At 35.8% G+C, this 18,801-nt stretch carries 15 protein-coding genes and 1 riboswitch; of the genes, 7 read left to right on the forward strand and 8 right to left on the reverse strand.

What is annotated here, in order from left to right; all coding sequences use genetic code 11:
• Window positions 1-182: 182 nt before the first annotated feature.
• From VB798_RS04635 to VB798_RS04650, 4 genes are all read right to left on the reverse strand, one after another.
• Entirely contained in the window at window positions 183-1,172 is a 990-nt protein-coding gene (locus tag VB798_RS04635; protein WP_323256452.1) for a beta-ketoacyl-ACP synthase III, read from the reverse strand.
• 110 nt (window positions 1,173-1,282) lie between these two features.
• Window positions 1,283-2,221, reverse strand: coding sequence for a phosphate acyltransferase PlsX (gene plsX, locus VB798_RS04640; protein ID WP_323256454.1), 939 nt, complete (start codon window positions 2,219-2,221; stop codon window positions 1,283-1,285).
• Between the two features lie 173 nt (window positions 2,222-2,394).
• Window positions 2,395-2,589, reverse strand: coding sequence for a 50S ribosomal protein L32 (gene rpmF, locus VB798_RS04645; protein ID WP_184129002.1), 195 nt, complete (start codon window positions 2,587-2,589; stop codon window positions 2,395-2,397).
• 70 nt (window positions 2,590-2,659) lie between these two features.
• Complete coding sequence (locus VB798_RS04650; protein ID WP_323256456.1) at window positions 2,660-3,289, reverse strand: YceD family protein; 630 nt, start codon at window positions 3,287-3,289, stop codon at window positions 2,660-2,662.
• Window positions 3,290-3,404: 115 nt separating this feature from the next.
• Here VB798_RS04650 and VB798_RS04655 point away from each other — a divergent pair, with 115 nt between their 5' ends.
• The gene (locus tag VB798_RS04655; RefSeq protein WP_323256458.1) at window positions 3,405-4,070 is read left to right on the forward strand and encodes a phosphatase PAP2 family protein; all 666 of its coding nucleotides are present in this window, start codon (window positions 3,405-3,407) and stop codon (window positions 4,068-4,070) included.
• A gap of 17 nt (window positions 4,071-4,087) precedes the next feature.
• Here the strand turns inward: VB798_RS04655 and VB798_RS04660 are convergent, their stop codons facing one another.
• Both VB798_RS04660 and VB798_RS04665 read right to left on the reverse strand, forming a co-directional pair.
• Window positions 4,088-5,188, reverse strand: coding sequence for a homoserine O-acetyltransferase family protein (locus tag VB798_RS04660; RefSeq protein ID WP_323256460.1), 1,101 nt, complete (start codon window positions 5,186-5,188; stop codon window positions 4,088-4,090).
• A gap of 29 nt (window positions 5,189-5,217) precedes the next feature.
• A complete protein-coding gene (locus VB798_RS04665) occupies window positions 5,218-5,475 on the reverse strand; it encodes a hypothetical protein (protein ID WP_323256463.1) in 258 nt (85 codons plus the stop codon).
• Between the two features lie 109 nt (window positions 5,476-5,584).
• A riboswitch (SAM riboswitch) is annotated at window positions 5,585-5,713 on the reverse strand.
• 283 nt (window positions 5,714-5,996) lie between these two features.
• On the opposite strand from VB798_RS04665, the gene nadB reads away from it, so the two are divergent.
• Window positions 5,997-7,583 (forward strand): L-aspartate oxidase, encoded by a 1,587-nt coding sequence (gene nadB, locus VB798_RS04670; RefSeq protein ID WP_323256465.1) that lies wholly within the window; start codon window positions 5,997-5,999, stop codon window positions 7,581-7,583.
• Between the two features lie 67 nt (window positions 7,584-7,650).
• Here the strand turns inward: nadB and VB798_RS04675 are convergent, their stop codons facing one another.
• Window positions 7,651-8,892 carry a NupC/NupG family nucleoside CNT transporter gene (locus VB798_RS04675; RefSeq protein WP_323256467.1) on the reverse strand — a complete coding sequence of 414 codons (1,242 nt, stop codon included), beginning with the start codon at window positions 8,890-8,892 and terminating at the stop codon, window positions 7,651-7,653.
• Window positions 8,893-9,060: 168 nt separating this feature from the next.
• Window positions 9,061-9,603, reverse strand: a complete 543-nt coding sequence (locus VB798_RS04680; protein ID WP_323256469.1) for a YfiT family bacillithiol transferase — start codon at window positions 9,601-9,603, stop codon at window positions 9,061-9,063.
• Between the two features lie 698 nt (window positions 9,604-10,301).
• Between VB798_RS04680 and VB798_RS04685 the strand changes: the two genes are divergently transcribed.
• The 5 genes from VB798_RS04685 to VB798_RS04705 all read left to right on the forward strand — a co-directional run bounded on the left by VB798_RS04685 (window position 10,302) and on the right by VB798_RS04705 (window position 18,775).
• Window positions 10,302-13,481 carry a SusC/RagA family TonB-linked outer membrane protein gene (locus VB798_RS04685; RefSeq protein ID WP_323256471.1) on the forward strand — a complete coding sequence of 1,060 codons (3,180 nt, stop codon included), beginning with the start codon at window positions 10,302-10,304 and terminating at the stop codon, window positions 13,479-13,481.
• A gap of 84 nt (window positions 13,482-13,565) precedes the next feature.
• On the forward strand, window positions 13,566-15,035 hold the full coding sequence (locus VB798_RS04690; RefSeq protein WP_323256473.1) for a SusD/RagB family nutrient-binding outer membrane lipoprotein: 1,470 nt from the start codon (window positions 13,566-13,568) through the stop codon (window positions 15,033-15,035).
• Between the two features lie 39 nt (window positions 15,036-15,074).
• On the forward strand, window positions 15,075-15,557 hold the full coding sequence (locus VB798_RS04695; protein ID WP_323256476.1) for a hypothetical protein: 483 nt from the start codon (window positions 15,075-15,077) through the stop codon (window positions 15,555-15,557).
• A 434-nt stretch (window positions 15,558-15,991) separates the two neighbouring features.
• Window positions 15,992-17,164: a pyridoxal phosphate-dependent aminotransferase gene (locus tag VB798_RS04700; RefSeq protein WP_323256478.1), complete on the forward strand. Its 1,173-nt coding sequence runs from the start codon at window positions 15,992-15,994 to the stop codon at window positions 17,162-17,164.
• Between the two features lie 66 nt (window positions 17,165-17,230).
• Window positions 17,231-18,775, forward strand: a complete 1,545-nt coding sequence (locus VB798_RS04705; RefSeq protein ID WP_323256480.1) for a flavin monoamine oxidase family protein — start codon at window positions 17,231-17,233, stop codon at window positions 18,773-18,775.
• Window positions 18,776-18,801 lie beyond the last annotated feature (26 nt).

Genomic DNA, 18,801 nt, shown 5'->3' on the forward strand with positions numbered 1-18,801 from the left:
TATTATTGATATTGAAAAGTAAATGTCGTAAAAACGAAATCATTCAATCAATATCGCTATTATTTTTTAAATAAATTTTGTTTACTAAGAATAAAGTATCCGCAAAATTAGTCTTTTATTGATAAATAGTAAAATAAATAAATATCAGAAATTTTGCGAGTAACATTGTTGGTCTAATTAGCTTAATAAGCCCATTTTAGATAGATACTACCCCAAGTAAACCCACCACCAAATGCTGCTAAAACAAGGTTATCCCCTTTTTTTAGTTGTGATTCATACTCCCATAAACATAGTGGAATAGTTGCGGCAGTGGTATTGCCATACTTTTGGATAGTTAACATTACTTTGTCGGGACCAATACCCATACGGTTTGCCGTAGCGTCAATAATTCTTTTATTAGCTTGATGTGGTACAAGAAAAGCAACATCTTCACCTGTTAAATTATTACGTTCCATTATTTCAGCAGAAACGTCAGCCATTCTAGTTACAGCAAATTTAAAAACAGCCTGTCCTTCTTGATGAATATAATGTTGACGTTGGTCAATTGTTTCGTGGGTTGGTGGATAAGCACTTCCTCCAGCTTTCTGTATTAAATGATTAGCCCCAGAACCATCTGATTTCAAAATAAAATCTTGAACGCCTAAGCCTTCTGTATTAGCTTCCAACAGCACAGCACCTGCACCATCGCCAAATAATACACAAGTAGTTCTGTCTGTATAATCAACAATAGAAGACATTTTATCAGCACCAACAACAACAACTTTCTTGTATCGTCCAGCTTCAATAAACATTGCTCCTGTTACAAGTGCATTTAAAAAACCTGAACAAGCAGCAGCTAAGTCGTAAGAACCAACATGAGGGATACCCACTGCTTCACAAATAATGTTGGCAGTTGCTGGGAAAAAATGGTCTGGAGATATGGTAGCACAAATTAATAAATCAATTTCCTCTGGCTTAGTATTTGTTTTGGCTAACAAACCTTTAACTGCTTCTATTGCCATGACAGATGTCCCTTTACCTTCGCCACGTAGAATATGACGGGTTTTAATACCCGTTCGGCTCATTATCCATTCATCTGTGGTGTCAACAAATTTTGCAAGGTCATCGTTGGTCAATATATCTTCGGGTACATAACCTTGTACTCCGGTAATTGCTGCAGTGATTTTGGTCATGGTTATATGGGAAATGATCGAATGACAAAATGTTTGAAAAATCAAATCATGAAATTAGATTTTTGCAAATAGATTATTCAAAACCTTAAATTCGCTCATTCTGTATTACTTTAAGCAAACGCTTTTTTAATTTTTTCAGTAAGCTTAGATTCAACAATGCGGTGGCATAGATGAACCATGTTTTTGGTAGCAAGTGCCGACGAAGAACCATGGGCGATAACAACGTTTCCGTTTACGCCAATAATCGGACTGCCTCCTACGGCTTCATAATTTGTTTGGTCTATGAAGTCGTCTTTAACGCCTCTTTCAGACAAGATTCCGTACAAAGATTCTCCCATTTTCAAGAGAATATTACCCGTAAAGCCATCCGTTACAATAACATCTGCTTTGGCTTTGAAGAAATCTTTCCCTTCGATGTTCCCAACGAAATTGATTTTTCTTTCTTCTTGGAGTAATTTATAGGCTTGCTGAACGATGACTGAACCTTTTTCTGGTTCTTCTCCAATATTCATTAAAGCAACTCTTGGAGATTCAATACCCATTGTAGCTTTTGCATAGATTGAACCTAAAATACCAAATTGTGCTAACATTTCAGGTTTTACATCGGCATTCGCACCAATGTCAAGAATCACCGCAAGGCTACCATCAATTTGAGGAGCAAAACCAGCAATCGGAGGACGTTGGATACCTTCTATCGTTTTGATAGAAAATAAAGAGCCAACCATCATTGCTCCTGTGTTGCCAGCAGAAGCAAAGACATCAATTACTCCTGTCTTTAAAAGTTTAAACCCAACTCCGATACTGGAATTGGGTTTAGACTGTAATGCTCTTACAGGATGTTCACCCATTTCTATTGTTTCATTAGCTTCCACAATTTCAATGTTAGAACCCTTAAAATTTTGGTTATCAATAATCTGCTGAATTACTGCCGTTTGCCCAATCAAAATGATGGTTACGTCAGCAGGTAATTCTTGAGCTGCCAATACTATTCCTTCAACGATAGCTTTTGGGGCGAAATCTCCACCCATTGCATCAATCCCTATCTTCATTCAATTATTATTTTGTTATTCATTAACAGAATGACAAAAATAACATTTTATGAAGTGTGAAACAGCGTTTTTGTTTGAAAATAGTTTTGAAAACTGATAGTTTTTTATCAAATCTTAGCTTGAATATTGATATTCAGCACATTATGTGATAGACATTTGCCAAAATCAACTAATTATGCTTGAACAGCATAACCTTCTACAACCATTTTACCTTTGTAAAACAAGTTTCCTTCAAATACGTGAGCACGGTGACGTAAGTGAATTTCACCAGTTGTTGGATCTGTAGTGATTGTTTTTGGAGTTCCAAAATCGTGTGAACGTCTTTTATCTCTACGAGTTGTCGAGTGTCTGCGTTTAGGATGTGCCATTTGCTTATTTCTTTATTTTATGATTCTTTATTTATTTAAAAATGTGATTTGCATGTATGGAAGCAAATCATTAATTATTGTTCAATTTCTTTAAAATTGCCCAACGTGGGTCAATTTCTGGTTCATCTTCGTTTGCCTGCTCTTCATCGTCATCATCTTCTGAATCTGCGGTTGAAGTAGAATAAACAATTTCACCTTCGTCATCATCTTCCCAAACTAAATCTTCAAAGTCTTCGTCTGAATCATCATCTTCATCAAAATCTGATAAAAATGTTTGTTCTTCAACTTGAAAACGGGGATGAAGCTTTTTCATTGGTATTTGTAAGCCAATGAATTCATAAATATCTTGGGCTACATTGATATACTGTGTGTTTCTATCAATAAGCATCAATTCATCTGAAATCTCTTCTGTATGGTCAGAAAACTTTAATATCATTTTCTGAGTAATATCTACAGGAAAATCAAAAGTATCTAAACTACGATCACAAGTTAGTTCTACAGAACCTACAATATGATACAATAATTGTATCATTACTTCCGATTTATCTAAGGTAACAGTTGCTTTGAAATGCCCTTTTTCGATTAAATCTTGCTCTAATGCCGCAAAGAAATCATCTCCTCCTTCAAATTCATGCACATAATGCTTGTTTTCAAGGCGGAAGATGTCAATCTTAAATGTATTTAATATGCTCTTTTTCACTTGGTTTCATCGAAAAGACTGCAAAATTAGGGACTATTTTTTACAATGACAAGTATTGAACAAAATATTACAAGTACTTATTGGCAAATATCTTTTCGCTAGCGACCTTTGTTCTATGAAACAAATTATTAAAAACAACCTTTTTTACTTTAGCTTGTATGCAATTGTTTGGCTTTTGGTGCTGATTTGGGTATTAATGCACAGCAAATTCGAGCAAATGGTATTTATTAATCAACGCAATAGTTTGTGGGCAGATTACTTTTTTCAAGGGGCAACACAATTAGGAGAAGGTTGGTTTTTTGTTACTATTATTTTAGTTTACTTATTTATTAGTTATGATAAAGCTTTAATGTTAACCGCATCGCTGGCATTAAGTTCATTACTTTCATCATCATTAAAGCTGAGTTTTGATACACTTCGTCCGCTTAGTTTTTTTGCAGATAAGCATGTCAACTGGCATTTTGTAGAAGGTTTGCAAATTAATATTCATTTGAGTTTCCCATCAGGGCATACCACTACAGCCTTTGCGATTTTTACTTTGCTGACAATCTTCCTTTACAACAAAAAATGGTCTTTACTCTTCCTATTGCTGGCTTGTTTGGCTGGTTATTCAAGATGTTATTTATTTCAGCATTTTCCTGAAGATGTTTTGGCGGGCTCGGTAATTGGTACTTTCAGTAGCCTTGTGGTTTATATCTTAATCAACAGGATGTTAGAAAATAATCCGAAAGAGTGGCATAAACGGAAATTACTCAGTCAAAAAAAAATCCTGAACCAGTAATGATTCAGGATTTTCGATTAATGAATTGCTAAGTTTTTATTTTCCAATTTCTTGAAAAAATCATACATTGGATTGACATCCAACTTCACAAATTTTTGCCAAAGTTTAATGGCTTTAGTAATTAATTGGCTTTCTATCAAAAAGCCATCGTGACCATATAAAGAATCTAAGGCTTGAAAAGTAGCCCCAGGGATGTGTTTCGCTAGAAATGCTTGTTCATTAATTGGGAAAAGTGCATCCGACTTAATTCCCATTACCAAAGTTTTTGCTTTAATCTGCGAAAGTGCCTGAATTGCACCACCTCTGCCACGCCCCACATCTTGCGAATCCATCACTTGTGAAAGTACAAAATAAGAATAAGCATTAAAACGCTGCGCTAACTTTTCACCTTGATAACGCTGATAACTCGTTGCACGATGTACTTTGCCCAAAGGCTCGTCGTTTCTTGCTTGCGTTACGCCATAGGTTTCATAGTTTCTGTATGAAATCAAAGCAGTAGCACGAGCAGCTTTCATGCCTTCAATTCCAGCTTGTGGATTACTTTCTTTCCAAGTAGGGTCAACTTCAATCGACATCCTTTGTGATTCATTAAAAGCAATTCCCCAAGGTGAATGTTGAGCATTAGTCGCAATTAAAATCAGGTTTTCAATCAAATCAGGTTGAGAAATTGCCCATTCTACACATTGTTGTCCACCTAAAGAACCACCTATACAAGTTCTAATTCGATTAATTCCGAGATGTTCACGAAGTAAATCGAATGAATTCACAATGTCTCTAATGGTAATAAATGGAAAAGTATGATAATAAGGTTCGCCAGTATTTGGATTGATAGAAAGCGGACCAGTACTTCCATAATGCGAACCCAAAACATTCACACAAATGATAAATTGCTTATCAGGGTCGAAAAGTTTACCTCTTCCTACCAAACCTTGCCACCAATCTTCCACATCTTGGCTACCCGTAAAGGCATGACAAACCCAAACTACATTAGAGCAGTCTTCGTTCATCTTACCCAAAGATTGATACGCTAGTTCAATTTCTGGTAAAACTCCTCCCGCTTCTAATGCGAAGGCTTTGTTATATTTAAAAAGATTATTCAATGGATAAAAAATGAGCACCAATACTCTTTTTGGGTGAAACCTTTATTTTAAGCAATCAAAAGCTCGTTATTTAATAATTGCTTTTGCAAGTCCTCGAAATTCTCTTCATATTCCCAATACATCAATCTACCATGCGAGCCTGTAACCAAAATATATTTCTCAGAAATAGATTGAATACGTTCGATAGCGACAATTTTCACCATTTTCTGTGGCACAGTTACTTCTTCAACAATTTCCTTATTGCTGGCGTCGAAACCATGAACAATTAGATAATTGCCCGTTGTAAGTTTAATAAATTTTGACATAAAGCTGACAAATTTGGTCATGAAAAAATCATGACGATAAACGAAAATAAATCGTAAACCTGACGAATACTTTACAGCATGAAAAATGACTGGGAGAGTAATCGTAATTGGTTTATATTTCCTAAAAAAGCCCAATAATCAGCTATCTATTTTAGGTAGGAATTAGCACCTTGCCTTTACGAGCGGTAGGTTGCCAGAAGTTCATAGAGCCTATTCTCTCCCTTCTTCTTTATAAATCAATTACTCCGATGAGGCTGAAAACCTCGGAAGAAAATTGACTTGATGATGCAAAGTAAAACCTCAATGCTGGGAAATGCAAATTTTTTGATGATTCTCGTTGAAGAATCTTCTTTCAAAAGCCAAATTCAAAGTATTCATTAAGCTTTGATAGTTTGATTTATACAGATAATTTCCAAGCCAAAGTATAAATAAAGGAGTTTTTAAAATAACTTTGCTTATTCGTGACATTAAAATTGTACATTAACTTATAAAATGCGGGCGGCAAGCCGTTTTTCATCATTATGCCCCAATACGACTTTTTAGTTATCGGCTCAGGCATTGCAGGGCTTTCTTATACAGCAAAAATTGCTTCTTATTTTGAAGAAAAAGGTCAAGATGTTAAAATAGCGATTCTTACCAAAACTGTTGAAGAAGAAAGTAATACAAAATATGCCCAAGGGGGTATTGCTACTGTTTGGAAAGATGATGATTCGTTTGAAAAACATATCAATGATACGATGGTGGCAGGTGATTTTATGTCTGATAAAAGAGCCGTTGAAATTGTTGTAACCGAAGCTCCTGAACGCTTAAAAGAACTGATTTCTTATGGCACTAATTTCGATAAAAAGAATGATGGCACTTATGATTTAGTGAAAGAAGGCGGACATTCTGACCAAAGAATTTTACATCATAAAGATTCAACAGGAAATGAAATTGAAAGAGCACTTTTAGAAAAAGTAAAGTCTTTCAAAAGTGTTGATTTCTTCACGCATTACTTTGCTATCGACTTAATTACGCAACACCATTTAGGCGAAAAAGTAACGAAAGATACGCCTGATAAAAAATGCTTTGGCGCTTATATCCTAAATACTTTTACCGGAAAAACTGAAACTTTTTTAGCCAAAACAACCCTTTTGGCAACAGGAGGAATTGGTCAGGTTTATCAAAGCACGACGAATCCTACGATTGCAACGGGCGATGGTATCGCTATGGCATATCGTGCCAAGGGTTTAGTTGAAGGAATGGAATTCATTCAGTTTCATCCTACTTCTTTGTATCAACCTGGCAAAAAACCTTCTTTTTTAATTTCTGAAGCTTTACGTGGGCATGGTGGTATTCTGAAAAATATTGATGAAACTACTTTCATGGAAAAATATGACGAACGTCTTTCGCTTGCACCTAGAGATATTGTTGCCAGAGCGATTGACTCTGAAATGAAAAAGAATGGAGTTGACCATGTTTACTTGGATACTCGTCATTTAGACAGTGAGGATTTCAAACATCATTTCCCTATGATTTATGAGTATTGCAAAGAAAATCTTGGTTTGGAAATTACTGAAAAAGATATGATTCCAGTAGTTCCTGCACAACATTATTTGTGCGGTGGAATCAAAGTAAATGAGTATTCGCAGACGAATATTAATTTCTTGTTTGCCGCTGGAGAATGTTCTTCAACAGGATTGCACGGCGCTAATCGTTTGGCATCAAATTCTTTACTTGAAGCCATTGTTTATGCGCATAGAGCTTTTTTGAAATCTATTGAAACCTTTGAAGAAAACATCATTCCAAACAATATTCCAGATTGGAACGATGAAGGAACGACGCATCCAGAAGAACTAGTTTTGGTAACAGAAATGGCTAGGGAATTAGAATCTATCATGAGTAATTATGTGGGTATCGTAAGAACTGACCGACGATTAAAAAGAGCTTACGACCGCTTGGAATTGATTTATATAGAGCACGAAGAACTTTATAGACAATCAAAAATTTCTGTTCAAATCAATGAGCTTAGAAATATGATTAATGTAGCTTATTTGGTTATTAAAGATGCTAGAGCTCGTAAAGAAAACCGAGGCTTACATTATAATCTTGATAACATTAAAAATTAATCATACTTATACAAAAAAGCCTGACGCTGTAACTTCGTCAGGCTTTTTTTATGTAATAATCATATTCTTAGAGAAGTAATCCCGCTAAAGTTGCAGACAAATAACTTGCTAAAGTACCACAAATCAAAGCTTTGAAACCTAATTTTGCTAAATCTGTTCTGCGTTCAGGAGCTAACTCACCAATACCACCAATTTGAATTGCTACCGAACTAAAGTTAGCAAATCCGCACAAAGCAAAACTTGTAATAGCCAATGTTTTAGCATCAAGTGTTTCTTTTACTTTCACTAAGTCTAAATAAGCAACAAATTCGTTTACAACCATTTTAGTCCCCATCAAAGCACCCGCAACTTGAGTATCTTTAGCAGGTACACCCATTGCCCATGCAAAAACAGAGAAAACATTTCCTAAAAGGAAGTTCATACTAAGGTTTGGCATTCCGAAAACGTAGAACCCAATATGCCATAAAATTGAATCAATTAAAGCAATCAGAGCGATGAAACCAATCAACATTGCAATTACATTAAAACCAACTTTTAATCCTTCAGAAGCACCAGAAGCAATAGCATCTACTAAATTAGAATGTACTTTTTTGATTTCAAGCTGAACAAACCCCTGTGTTTCAGACCTTTCCGTTTCTGGGTAAACGATTTTAGAAATAACCAAAGCACCCGGAGCAGCCATAATACTTGCCGCCAAAAGGTACGAAGCAGGTACTCCTAATTTGATATAAGTAGCCATTACGCCCCCAGCAATACAGGCAAAACTTCCCGTCATCGAAGCCAATAATTCAGACTTTGTCATTCCTTTTAAATAAGGTTTAATCATAATCTGAGCCTCTACTTGTCCAACAAAAGCCGAAGCCGCATTTGAAAGCGCCTCTGCCCCACTTACTCCCATTAGCCAGTGCATACCTTTTGCCAAAACGGCAATGATTCTTTGCATAATACCAAGATGGTAAAGAATATTTACCAACACAGCTACAAATACAATAGTAGGAATTACTTTGAAAAAGAACACAAAATCATGTCCTGGACCAAACGCTTTTGTCATCAATTCTGGTTGAACCAAAGAACTAAAAACAAATTCTGCACCTTTATCAGCTTTTTCAAGTAACTGATTTACCATCTCTCCTAACTTTGTAAAGAGTGTTTTTCCTATATCAGTTCGTAAAATAAAAACTGCCAAACCAAACTGTAAAGCCAAACCAACACCGACGGTGCGGTAATTGATTGCTTTTCTATTATTCGACATCAAATAGGCAATTCCTAAAATTAATACAATTCCAATAAGTCCTGTGAAACGTTCCATGTACAAAGTGTTAATACCAAATCTTTTATGTGATTGTTGAATGAAAAGTTAAAGATAAGGGAAAAAAGACGAAAGGCGATACTTGCAAAAAACTAAAAGATACTTAACATTTGATTTTGTATTTTTACAAGATTGAAATATGTGTCTTCATCCATATAAAACCTACAATTAAATTCCTAAACGCTTTCTTAATTCAGTAATATGTGCGGTGTGATGTCTGCCATGCCAAGAATACATCCCGGTAACTATTCGAAGTGAATTGGCTTGTTGCGTAGCAGGATGAACAAATGTTCTTTCAAATTGTTCTTCTGTCATCGACTTTAATAATACAATCCATCGCTTATGAAGTACTTCTAATAAAGTCAACGACCATTCGATAGGTCCATTTTTTCCATCTTCTAATTCTGCCCAAAATTGTTCTTCATAAGGTCTAATGGTTGGAGTATCCTCTGTCAATGCTAATTTAAAACGACAATAGGCATTTATATGTGAATCTGCTACATGATTTACAGTTTGTCTCAGTGTCCAACCTTCAGGGCGATAAGGCAATTCCAATTGTTCTTCGCTCAAACCATCAACCGCTTTTTTTAATAAAGTAGGTAACGCTTCAATATCCTCAATCCAAGATTTCAATAAATCATCCGTGATTTCATTGGGTTTCTTAAATACTCCGATAGGATAACGCATTTGTTCTAAGGATAGATTTTCCATCATATTATTTTGTTATTGTTTTCGAATACAAGATAATCTAAAATTTGATTGATAAAATCATGAAGTGCTATCTTCCAAAGAATTAAGTAGTTTAACTTATAAGTACTTATATAAAAAAACCTAGATTAAAGAGCTTGATTAAAAGGAAAACTTTTATCACTTTTCAGCATGACTTTTTACTACTCTTGGAAGAATTATATTTATTATAAAATTTTAACTAAATATAGTTTCTTCCTTCTAATTAATTAATAATTTTTAAAAATTATGTTTGGTGTTTTAAATAAATTCATTATAATCGTACTTAGAAATCAACGAAAAGCAAAATAAAAAACTGTATTTGGGCATTTCTTAAAAACTCTTTAAATTTTGCATTAAGTATAATTTCTTATATCAAAAAACACAGCAAACTAAAACAACAATTACTTGACTTCCGAAAGTCGGACAAAGCATTACTAATTCCTTTATTTGATTACTTCCAAAAACAACACTTCAATTTATACCATATTTCATTAAATCACATTTCCACTTTTAATCAAAAAGTGTAGTGATAGTTCCTATTGTTTTGATACAGATTTAAAATTTTATTCCTGAGAAATCATTTTAGCCTTTGACCCAAAATCACTGGCCTGATAAACTATTTCCTTTATCAAAAGCAATTGAATTAAATAGAATTACCAACCATATAACAACAAACATTTATGAACAAAATTTTACTATTCTTGTGGGGAATACTGTTGGTTTCATCAACAGCTTTCTCTCAAAAACAAACTGTTACGGGAACAGTCACTTCCGCTGAAGATGGTACAGCAATGCCCGGTGTAACTATATTAATCAAAGGAACTACAAGTGGTACAAATACAAGTAGTGAAGGGAAGTTTAGCATTGCATGTCAGCCCAAAGATATACTAGTATTTACTTTCGTTGGGATGACTCCTTATGAAGTTCCAGTGGGTTCGCAAAGCTCAATCTCAGTAAAAATGAAACCTGATGTCATGCAACTCAGTGAAGTAGTTGTTACAGCATTAGGCGTACAAAGAGATAAAAAAGCATTGGGTTTCTCTCAGCAACAACTTAAGGGTGAGAGTGTTGTAGAAGCAAGATCAACCAACTTAGCGAATGGGCTTTCTGGTAAAATTGCTGGTTTCAGAGTAAATACTAGTTCTGGACCGGGTGCAGCTGCTACCATTCAAATCCGTGGTTCATCTTCAGTTTCGGGTAATAACCAGCCTTTAGTGGTAATTGATGGTGTACCTATTCAACAATCATTTGATAAGCAATTCGGTTCGGGTTTATCGGAAGTAAACCCAGATAACATCAAAGATATTGCTGTTTTAAAAGGGCCAAACGCTGCGGCCTTGTATGGTTCAAGAGCGGCCAATGGTGTTATTTTGATTACTACCAAAAACGGTGCAGGAACTAAAGGCATTGGTGTAGAAGTAAATTCAAACTTTGTTGCTGATAGACCATTCATTTCTCCTAACTTCCAAAATACTTATGGTGGTGGTAACGGATACCGTACTTGGTACAGTGATGGTTGGAGTGGTTCTATTACAGATGCCAATCAAATTGCACAATACAGAGCGGCTTATGGGCCAAATGCGCCTTTGAGTGGTACGGATGGAACTGACGAAAGTTGGGGAGCGCCAATGGATGGAAGATTGGTTCGTCAATGGTGGACTGGTACTGATGTTGCGCCACTTACGCCACAGCCAAATAACTACCAAGAATTCTGGCAAACAGGAACAGCCTTTACTAACAACGTAGCTATTTCTGGCGCAAACGATAAAGGAAATTTCCGTTTATCAGTTGGGCATCTCGACCAAAAAGGAATTATGTATTACAATGATTTTCACCGTAATAACTTCAAATTTAACTCTGGGTACAACTTTACAAACAAATTCAACATTACTTTATCAGCGGAGTACGTAAAATCTTGGGCAGATAACCGCAGTTATGCTTCTGGACAAGAATTTATCTGGTCTCATCGTAGTGTATCGTGGGCGCAATTACGTGACTGGGAATCATATACTTCAACACATATTCAAAGAGCAGTTGCGGGCAGATTACCAGACAACGACCCACCAAACTGGCAACATACTTTCTTTACGAATCCTTACTATATTCAACAAAAATTACCTTCGTCAAATGATAAAGATCGCTTAGTTGGAAACATTGCTTTGAACTATAAAATCTTGCCTTCATTAAGTGTAATGTTGAGAACAGGAACAGACGTTTGGTCGGATACTCGTATCAATATTGTCAACTTTGAAAGAGTAAGAAATGGAAACCGTACTCCGGGTCGTTTCTCAGAAGAAGTACTTCGTCGCCAAGAAACAAACACCGATGCGATATTAACGTATAACGGAAACGTTAATAAAGACATTTCAATTACTGCACAAGCTGGTGGAATTGTAAGAAGCAATTATTACAAAAGAAATTATATCTACGTTGGTGAATTAGTAATCGACGGATTATACAATGCAGGGAATGCAGTACCAAGCCAAAACACAATTGCTTCAACCATTACGAAGAGTGAAGTACAAAGTGCTTTTGGTTCTGTAAACTTAGGTTTCAAAAATGCCATTTTCTTAGATTTAACTGCTCGTAACGACTGGTCATCTACTTTACCTGCTGGCAACAGATCATACTTTTATCCATCAGCATCTTTGAGTGCAGTTTTCACTGATTTAATTGATGGTATCAAAGGAGATGTTTTATCATTCGGAAAAGCACGTTTCAGTTTGGCACAAGTAGGTAACGATGCCGACCCATATCAATTGGCACAAACTTATCGTGCTGGTACTTCATGGAATGGGGCAACTCCAGAATTTGCAGAAAATACTACGATTTCAAACTCAACGCTTAAACCAGAAATTACAACGGGTTTAGAAGCAGGTTTAGATCTTCGCTTATTTAAAGGAAAGGTAAATTTAGACCTTACATACTATGAGCAAAAAACCAAAAACCAAATCTTAGGTGTTGAGATTTCAAAAGCTACAGGTTATAATACTCGTATTCTAAATGCTGGTCAAATCTCTAACTCAGGTATTGAAGTAACGCTTTCAGGTACTCCATTAAAGCTTTCAAACGGTTTTTCTTGGGATGTTAGCTTCAACTTCTCTCGTAACAGAAACAAAGTGGTTGAATTGGCTGAAGGCTTAACTACTTATGTGTTGAACGAACGTAGAGGTTTAACTTCGGAAGCAAGAGTTGGTCAGCCTTACGGAACACTTTATGGTTATGGATTTGAAAGAGCTCCAGACGGACAATTAATCATGGTGAATGGTTTACCTCAACTTTCAACCACCCAAAAAATCTTAGGTAATATTCAACCAGATTGGATTGGTGGTTTCACGAACTCATTTTCTTACAAAAACTTCTCTTTATCTACTTTGATTGATGTACGTATGGGTGGTTCTATTTTTGACGAAGGAACAGCCAATGCTCGTTGGACAGGACAATATGCAGAAACAGCTGTTGGTCGTGAGGAAGGTGTAATTGGTTCAGGAGTGAAGGTGGTATCTACAAACTCTGATGGAACAAAAGTATATGCTCCAAACGATGTTATTGTAAGTGCCAACCAATACTATGGCTATAACAACCCACGCCGTTATCATGAAGCAGCCATTTTTGATGGTAGCTTTGTAAAATTGCGTGAAGTATCATTCGGTTATAAGTTACCAACAGCTTTAGTGAAAAAATTAGGTTTCCAATCAGCAAAAATTTCAGCAGTAGGGCGTAACGTCTTGATGATATTCAAAAATCATCCTCACCAAGACCCAGAAATTGATGCAAATGGTGGTAACAGACAAGGCTTTGGTTACGGAGAGTTACCTTCAACTAGAAGTATTGGAGCCAACTTATCATTCAGCTTCTAAACAACAAAGTAGATTAACTCAATCATTGTGAGGACTAGTAAAGCAAAACGAAAACTCACATTCATTTAAAAAGATTTTTATAACATGAGAAAATATAGCAAAATATACCTTCTGGCTACCAGCATTATTTTAGCGGCAGGGTCTTGTACTAGTACTTTCGATAAAATGAATGTTGACCCGAACAATCCGTCGTCGATTACGCCACAATTCCTTTTACCAACTGGTATTGAAAGTTCCATCGACCGCTACTGGGGACATCGTACCCGTTTTGAAAGAATCAATCTTGACGGTGCAGCACTTTGGATTCAACATTTAACCAGAAATATTTACTCAAACGAAGGGGATAACTACGGTATCTCACAAGCACTGCCACTAAATAACTGGAAAGGTTTTTTCAACGATGCACAATCGAACTTCAATAGAATCATCGCTATTTCTGGAGAAAAAGGAACTACTCCTAACGCAAACTACGAAGGCATTGCCTTAGTAATGCGTACTTGGAACTTCTCTTTATTAACAGATATGTGGGGAGCAATTCCATATTCTGAAGCCTTAAAAGGAACAGCAGAAGCCCCAATCTATACGCCTGCTTATGATTCAATGGAGAAAGTATATGCAGGAATGCTTGAAGACTTGAAAGTAGCCAATGAAAAGTTGAGCGTTGCTGGTCCTGCGGTTTCTGGAGACATTCTTTACAGCGGCAATATTTTAAAATGGAAAAAATTTGCCAACTCTTTGCGTTTGCGTCTTGCTAACCGTCAAGCTGCTAAAAAACCAGCTGAGTCAAGAGCAATTATGCGTGAAATTCTAGCTGACCCAGTAAAGTACCCAATCTTCACCAGTAATGATGATAATGCTTCGCTAAAATGTACTACGATTTTACCAAGTAATAACGAGTGGAATCAAGTATTGATTCAAGACGGTAGAACCGACTGGAATTTAAGTAAAACATTGGTTGATAAAATGAACGGAGTAAGCGATGCCAGAATCAAAATTTTTGGAAATCCAAACAAAGTAGGTAAATATGAAGGTCATGCCAACGGTTTACCAGATGCTATCGCTACAACTTACTTAGAAAGCAGTTCAACAATTGGTAGTTTCTTTACTGCCGCAGCGGCACCAGAAGTAGTGATGACTTATGCAGAACTCCAATTTATTTTAGCTGAAGCAAGTATTGATGGAGACATCACTGGTGATGCGCAAGCTTATTTCGAAAAAGGTATCACGGCTTCATTTGCTCAATATGCAGCTACTGGAGCAAGCGATTTAATTGCACAATTAGGAACAGTTACTCGTGAAAAAATTCTTGACCAAAAATGGATTGCTTTATTTGGACAAGGCATTGAGGCTTGGACAGAGTATCGTAGAACAGGTTATCCTGTGATGCCAGCAGCCGACCCAAGAGCAGTTTTCGAAAATGGAGCAATTATTCCGACACGATTACCTTATCCGGGCTCAGAATATTCATTGAATGCTAAAAATGTGGCTGAAGGAGAAAAACTAAATGGTGGTCCGAACGACATGAAAACCAAACTTTGGTGGGCAGAAAAATAAACCAAAGGCAGAAGTACTTAACATTAAATTAGAACAATCATGAAACACATAGATAAATTACCCCCAATTATTCTTATTGCTCTTTTCGCATTATTAACGATGGCTTCTTGTAAAAATGTTGATGACCCATTCGTTCCGAGAGTAGTTTCTCCAGTTTTAGTAGCCATTGATGGCACAGCTCCTGGTGATTTTGCAACTGAACCAACCATTAGTTATACCAAAACAGGCAATGTGGTTTTATCGGCTAGAATACTTGAACTAGACAAAACCAACCTTTTAGATTACACTAAAGGGATTGATTCTCTCCCAGTAGCAAATACAAAAATCACGATTACCTTGCGTAATAGTGGTGCAGTTGTAGCAGAGCTAACAACTGATGCAAAAGGTAAAATCAGTGTAGAAAAAACGTGGCAATCTTTAGGACTTACAAGCCCAGCTTCAGGAAATAGCATTCCTCTTAATTGGAGTGGTACATATAAAAGTCAAGCCTTTACTCGTCTGTCTAGGGTTTCCGTAAAATAGCTTAGATTCAATCAATAAAGTCTATAGATTCGATTCCTGAATATTATTTTTGTACAACATTTTTTACATAAATGAGTGTTTTCCTCTATTTAAAAAAAAACTTATTTTATGTACTTTTGCAAAGTAATTTAAATAATAGATAATTTTACAACAGAAAAAACGTGCATTTTTAAATATATTATCATTTATCAATGCATTTTTAAACGAAAAAATTATCAAAATCAATTTTGATTTTAAAAACTTTAAATTACCTTTAAATAAAAATAGTACAACAATCATACTTCATCAATCTATAAAATCAATTTCCGAATTCTACGGGGTTCAAACCCCGTAGGAGTTCAGAGAATTTACTTAGCAGACTTTCATTGAAATATATAAAAGCTTTATTATCTTCATCATAAATTTAATTCATTCACTCTTAAACGTTGTGTGAAATGTCATCAAATCTGAATCGCCGTAATTGGCTCAAAAAAAGTCTTTTTGCAACCGCTGGTTTAACTACAGCGTCTGCTTTCATTCAAAAAGCTGCTGCAAATCCTGTCCTTAGACAAGAATTACAATATAGCCTTCTTCCAGAATTTCTACTTGAAAAAGAATACTCAAATATCCCTGTTGCAGCCAAAACTCTTGTTAGATTAAGTGCTAACGAAAATCCTTGGGGACCATCAGAAAAAACAAAGCAAGCTTTAATTGGTGCAATTGGCGATGCTAACCGTTATGCCTTCAAACTTCGTGGCGAATTGGTAAAAGCTATCGCTGAAAAAGAAGGAGTACCTGAAAACTATATTTTATTAGGTGCTGGTTCTTCTGAGTTATTAACAGCTTCTTTAGTAGCTTACGGACAAAAAGGCAAAATCATCGTTGGTGACCCTTGTTACATTTCTGGTAATGAAGAAAGAGTACCAATGGAAAAAGTTGCCTTAACAAAAGATTACCAATATGATTTAGACGCCATTGCTGGAAAAATCAACGGTTCGCAAAGTTTGGTATATGTTACCAATCCAAACAACCCAATTGGTGCAGTATTACCTTCAGAATCATTCAGTGCTTTTATTGATAAAGTTTCAGACAAAATCACTGTTCTTTCTGATGAAGCTTATATCGACTATGCAAAAGACCCTAAAACTGCTTCTATGATTCCAGCCGTTAAAGCTGGGAAAAATGTTTTGGTTCTTCGTACAATGTCTAAATTATATGCTTTTGCAGGTTTACGTTGTGGATATGCAATTGCTAAGCCAGAGATTTTAAAAATGATTCAACCATATTGTTCAGGTGGTTTTGATATGTCTGTTCCATCTTTTGCTGCTGCTATCGCTGCATTTAAAGATGTTGAATTCCAACAATTGACATTGAAAAACACTGAGGAATCAAAACAATACTTGTATTCATTCTTAACCAAAGCTGGATATACATACATTCCATCATCTGCCAACTTCGTTATTTTCCCTCTAAAAATGAAAGGTTCTGATATGTTAGCCAAAATGGCTGCTGAAGGCGTCATGCTTAGAAAATGGGAATTTGATCGTCAACATTGGTGCCGAGTTTCAATCGGAACAATGGACGAAATGAAGGCATTCGCCGAAGCCTTTACAAAGGTTATTTCTTAGTTCTGTAATTCCTTGTGAAAACGTTTCATCCTTTATATTTCACAAGGAATTACTAATTTGCGACAGATGACAAGAAGAGATTTTATCGAAAAAACTGGTTCTGCCAGTTACCTGACCATGCTAGGTTTCGGTTTAATACCTGAAGCTAAAGCCGAGCCACTTAACTTACAACGAAACAAAGCCAATAAAAAGATTATCATTTTAGGAGCAGGTTTAGCTGGAATGTCAAGTGCTTATGAATTAATAAAATTAGGATATGAAGTAACCATTTTAGAAGCAAGAAGTCGCCCAGGCGGTAGAGTTTGGACAGTTAGAGGCGGAACTACAGAAACTGAAATTGGTGGTATTACACAAACTTGTAAGTTCGATAAAGGTCTTTATTATAACGGTGGAGCAGCCAGAATCCCACACAATCACAAGCTTTCTTTACACTATTGCCGTGAATTCAATATCCCTTTAGAGATATTCATGAATGTAAACGAAGGAGCTTACTATTATTCAGAAGGAACTGGTAAATTATCGAACAAACCTGTTAAAATTAGAGAGATTCATGCAGATGTGCGTGGATACACAAATGAGCTTTTAACAAAAGCGATTGACAAAAAAGCATTAGACGAAGAAGTTACCAAAGAAGACCTTGAAAAATTAAGTGCTTACTTAAAAGAAGAGGGCGATTTGGACATCATGAAAAAGTACAAAGGTTCTGAACGTCATGGTTATAAACGTCAAGGTGGATACGGAGAGCAATCTCCAGAATTAGCTTCACCACATTTATTACATGATATTGTTGAATCTGGGCTTTTTCATCCAGCTTTTTCAAATGTTGGTGAATATACTTTTAATCAACAACCTGTAATGTTACAACCTGTTGGTGGAATGGACGCACTTCCTTATGCTTTTGCACAGAGATTAGAAGGTAAAATTCAATTTCAAGCAGAAGTACAAGAAATCAGAAAAACTTCGCCGGGCGTAAAAATTGTTTATAAAGACAAAACAGGTACAGTTAAAGAAATTCTAGGTGATTATTGTATTTGCACAATTCCATTACCAGTTTTAAAAGGTATTACTTCTGATTTATCCTCAGATATTCGTAGAGCAGCAGATTTTGTGCCTTATATGAATACTGGAAAGATTGGTTTGCAATTTAAAAGAAGGTTCTGGGAAGAAGATGACAACATATTTGGTGGAATTTCTAAAACCAATATGGACATTACACAAATTTTTTATCCTTCTTACAATTTTATGGGTAAAAAAGGCGTGTTGAAAGGCTATTACAATTTTCACGATAGAGCTTTAAGGTTGGGAAATCTTAGTTTAGCAGAACGAGAAAAAGTAGCCTTAGAACAAGGTGGAAAAATTCATCCACAGTATAAAACTGAATTTGAAAGTTCTTTTTCATTAGCTTGGCAAAAAATTAATTATTCAAAAGGCGGTTGGGCAGAATACAGCGAATCAGCAAGAAAACGCTTCTATCATGCTTTGATTAAACCTGATGATGAAATTTATTTAGCTGGAGAACATACTTCTCATTTAACAGCTTGGATGGCTGGAGCATTGGAATCTGCCAATTCAGTAGTTACACAAATTCACAAACGAGTAAATGCGGCTTAGCTTTCGACTCGTAAAACAAGATTTTA

The organism is Arcicella lustrica (assembly GCF_034930985.1).
Lineage (GTDB): Bacteria > Bacteroidota > Bacteroidia > Cytophagales > Spirosomataceae > Arcicella > Arcicella lustrica.

Bases quoted from the DNA above. Each gene is read 5' to 3' on its own strand.
- VB798_RS04635 (WP_323256452.1), bottom strand. From the start codon at position 1,172: ATGACCAAAATCACTGCAGCAATTACCGGAGTACAAGGTTATGTACCC.
- plsX (WP_323256454.1), bottom strand. From the start codon at position 2,221: ATGAAGATAGGGATTGATGCAATGGGTGGAGATTTCGCCCCAAAAGCT.
- rpmF (WP_184129002.1), bottom strand. From the start codon at position 2,589: ATGGCACATCCTAAACGCAGACACTCGACAACTCGTAGAGATAAAAGA.
- VB798_RS04655 (WP_323256458.1), top strand. From the start codon at position 3,405: ATGAAACAAATTATTAAAAACAACCTTTTTTACTTTAGCTTGTATGCA.
- VB798_RS04665 (WP_323256463.1), bottom strand. From the start codon at position 5,475: ATGTCAAAATTTATTAAACTTACAACGGGCAATTATCTAATTGTTCAT.
- nadB (WP_323256465.1), top strand. From the start codon at position 5,997: ATGCCCCAATACGACTTTTTAGTTATCGGCTCAGGCATTGCAGGGCTT.
- VB798_RS04675 (WP_323256467.1), bottom strand. From the start codon at position 8,892: ATGGAACGTTTCACAGGACTTATTGGAATTGTATTAATTTTAGGAATT.
- VB798_RS04680 (WP_323256469.1), bottom strand. From the start codon at position 9,603: ATGGAAAATCTATCCTTAGAACAAATGCGTTATCCTATCGGAGTATTT.
- VB798_RS04685 (WP_323256471.1), top strand. From the start codon at position 10,302: ATGAACAAAATTTTACTATTCTTGTGGGGAATACTGTTGGTTTCATCA.
- VB798_RS04690 (WP_323256473.1), top strand. From the start codon at position 13,566: ATGAGAAAATATAGCAAAATATACCTTCTGGCTACCAGCATTATTTTA.
- VB798_RS04695 (WP_323256476.1), top strand. From the start codon at position 15,075: ATGAAACACATAGATAAATTACCCCCAATTATTCTTATTGCTCTTTTC.
- VB798_RS04700 (WP_323256478.1), top strand. From the start codon at position 15,992: ATGTCATCAAATCTGAATCGCCGTAATTGGCTCAAAAAAAGTCTTTTT.
- VB798_RS04705 (WP_323256480.1), top strand. From the start codon at position 17,231: ATGACAAGAAGAGATTTTATCGAAAAAACTGGTTCTGCCAGTTACCTG.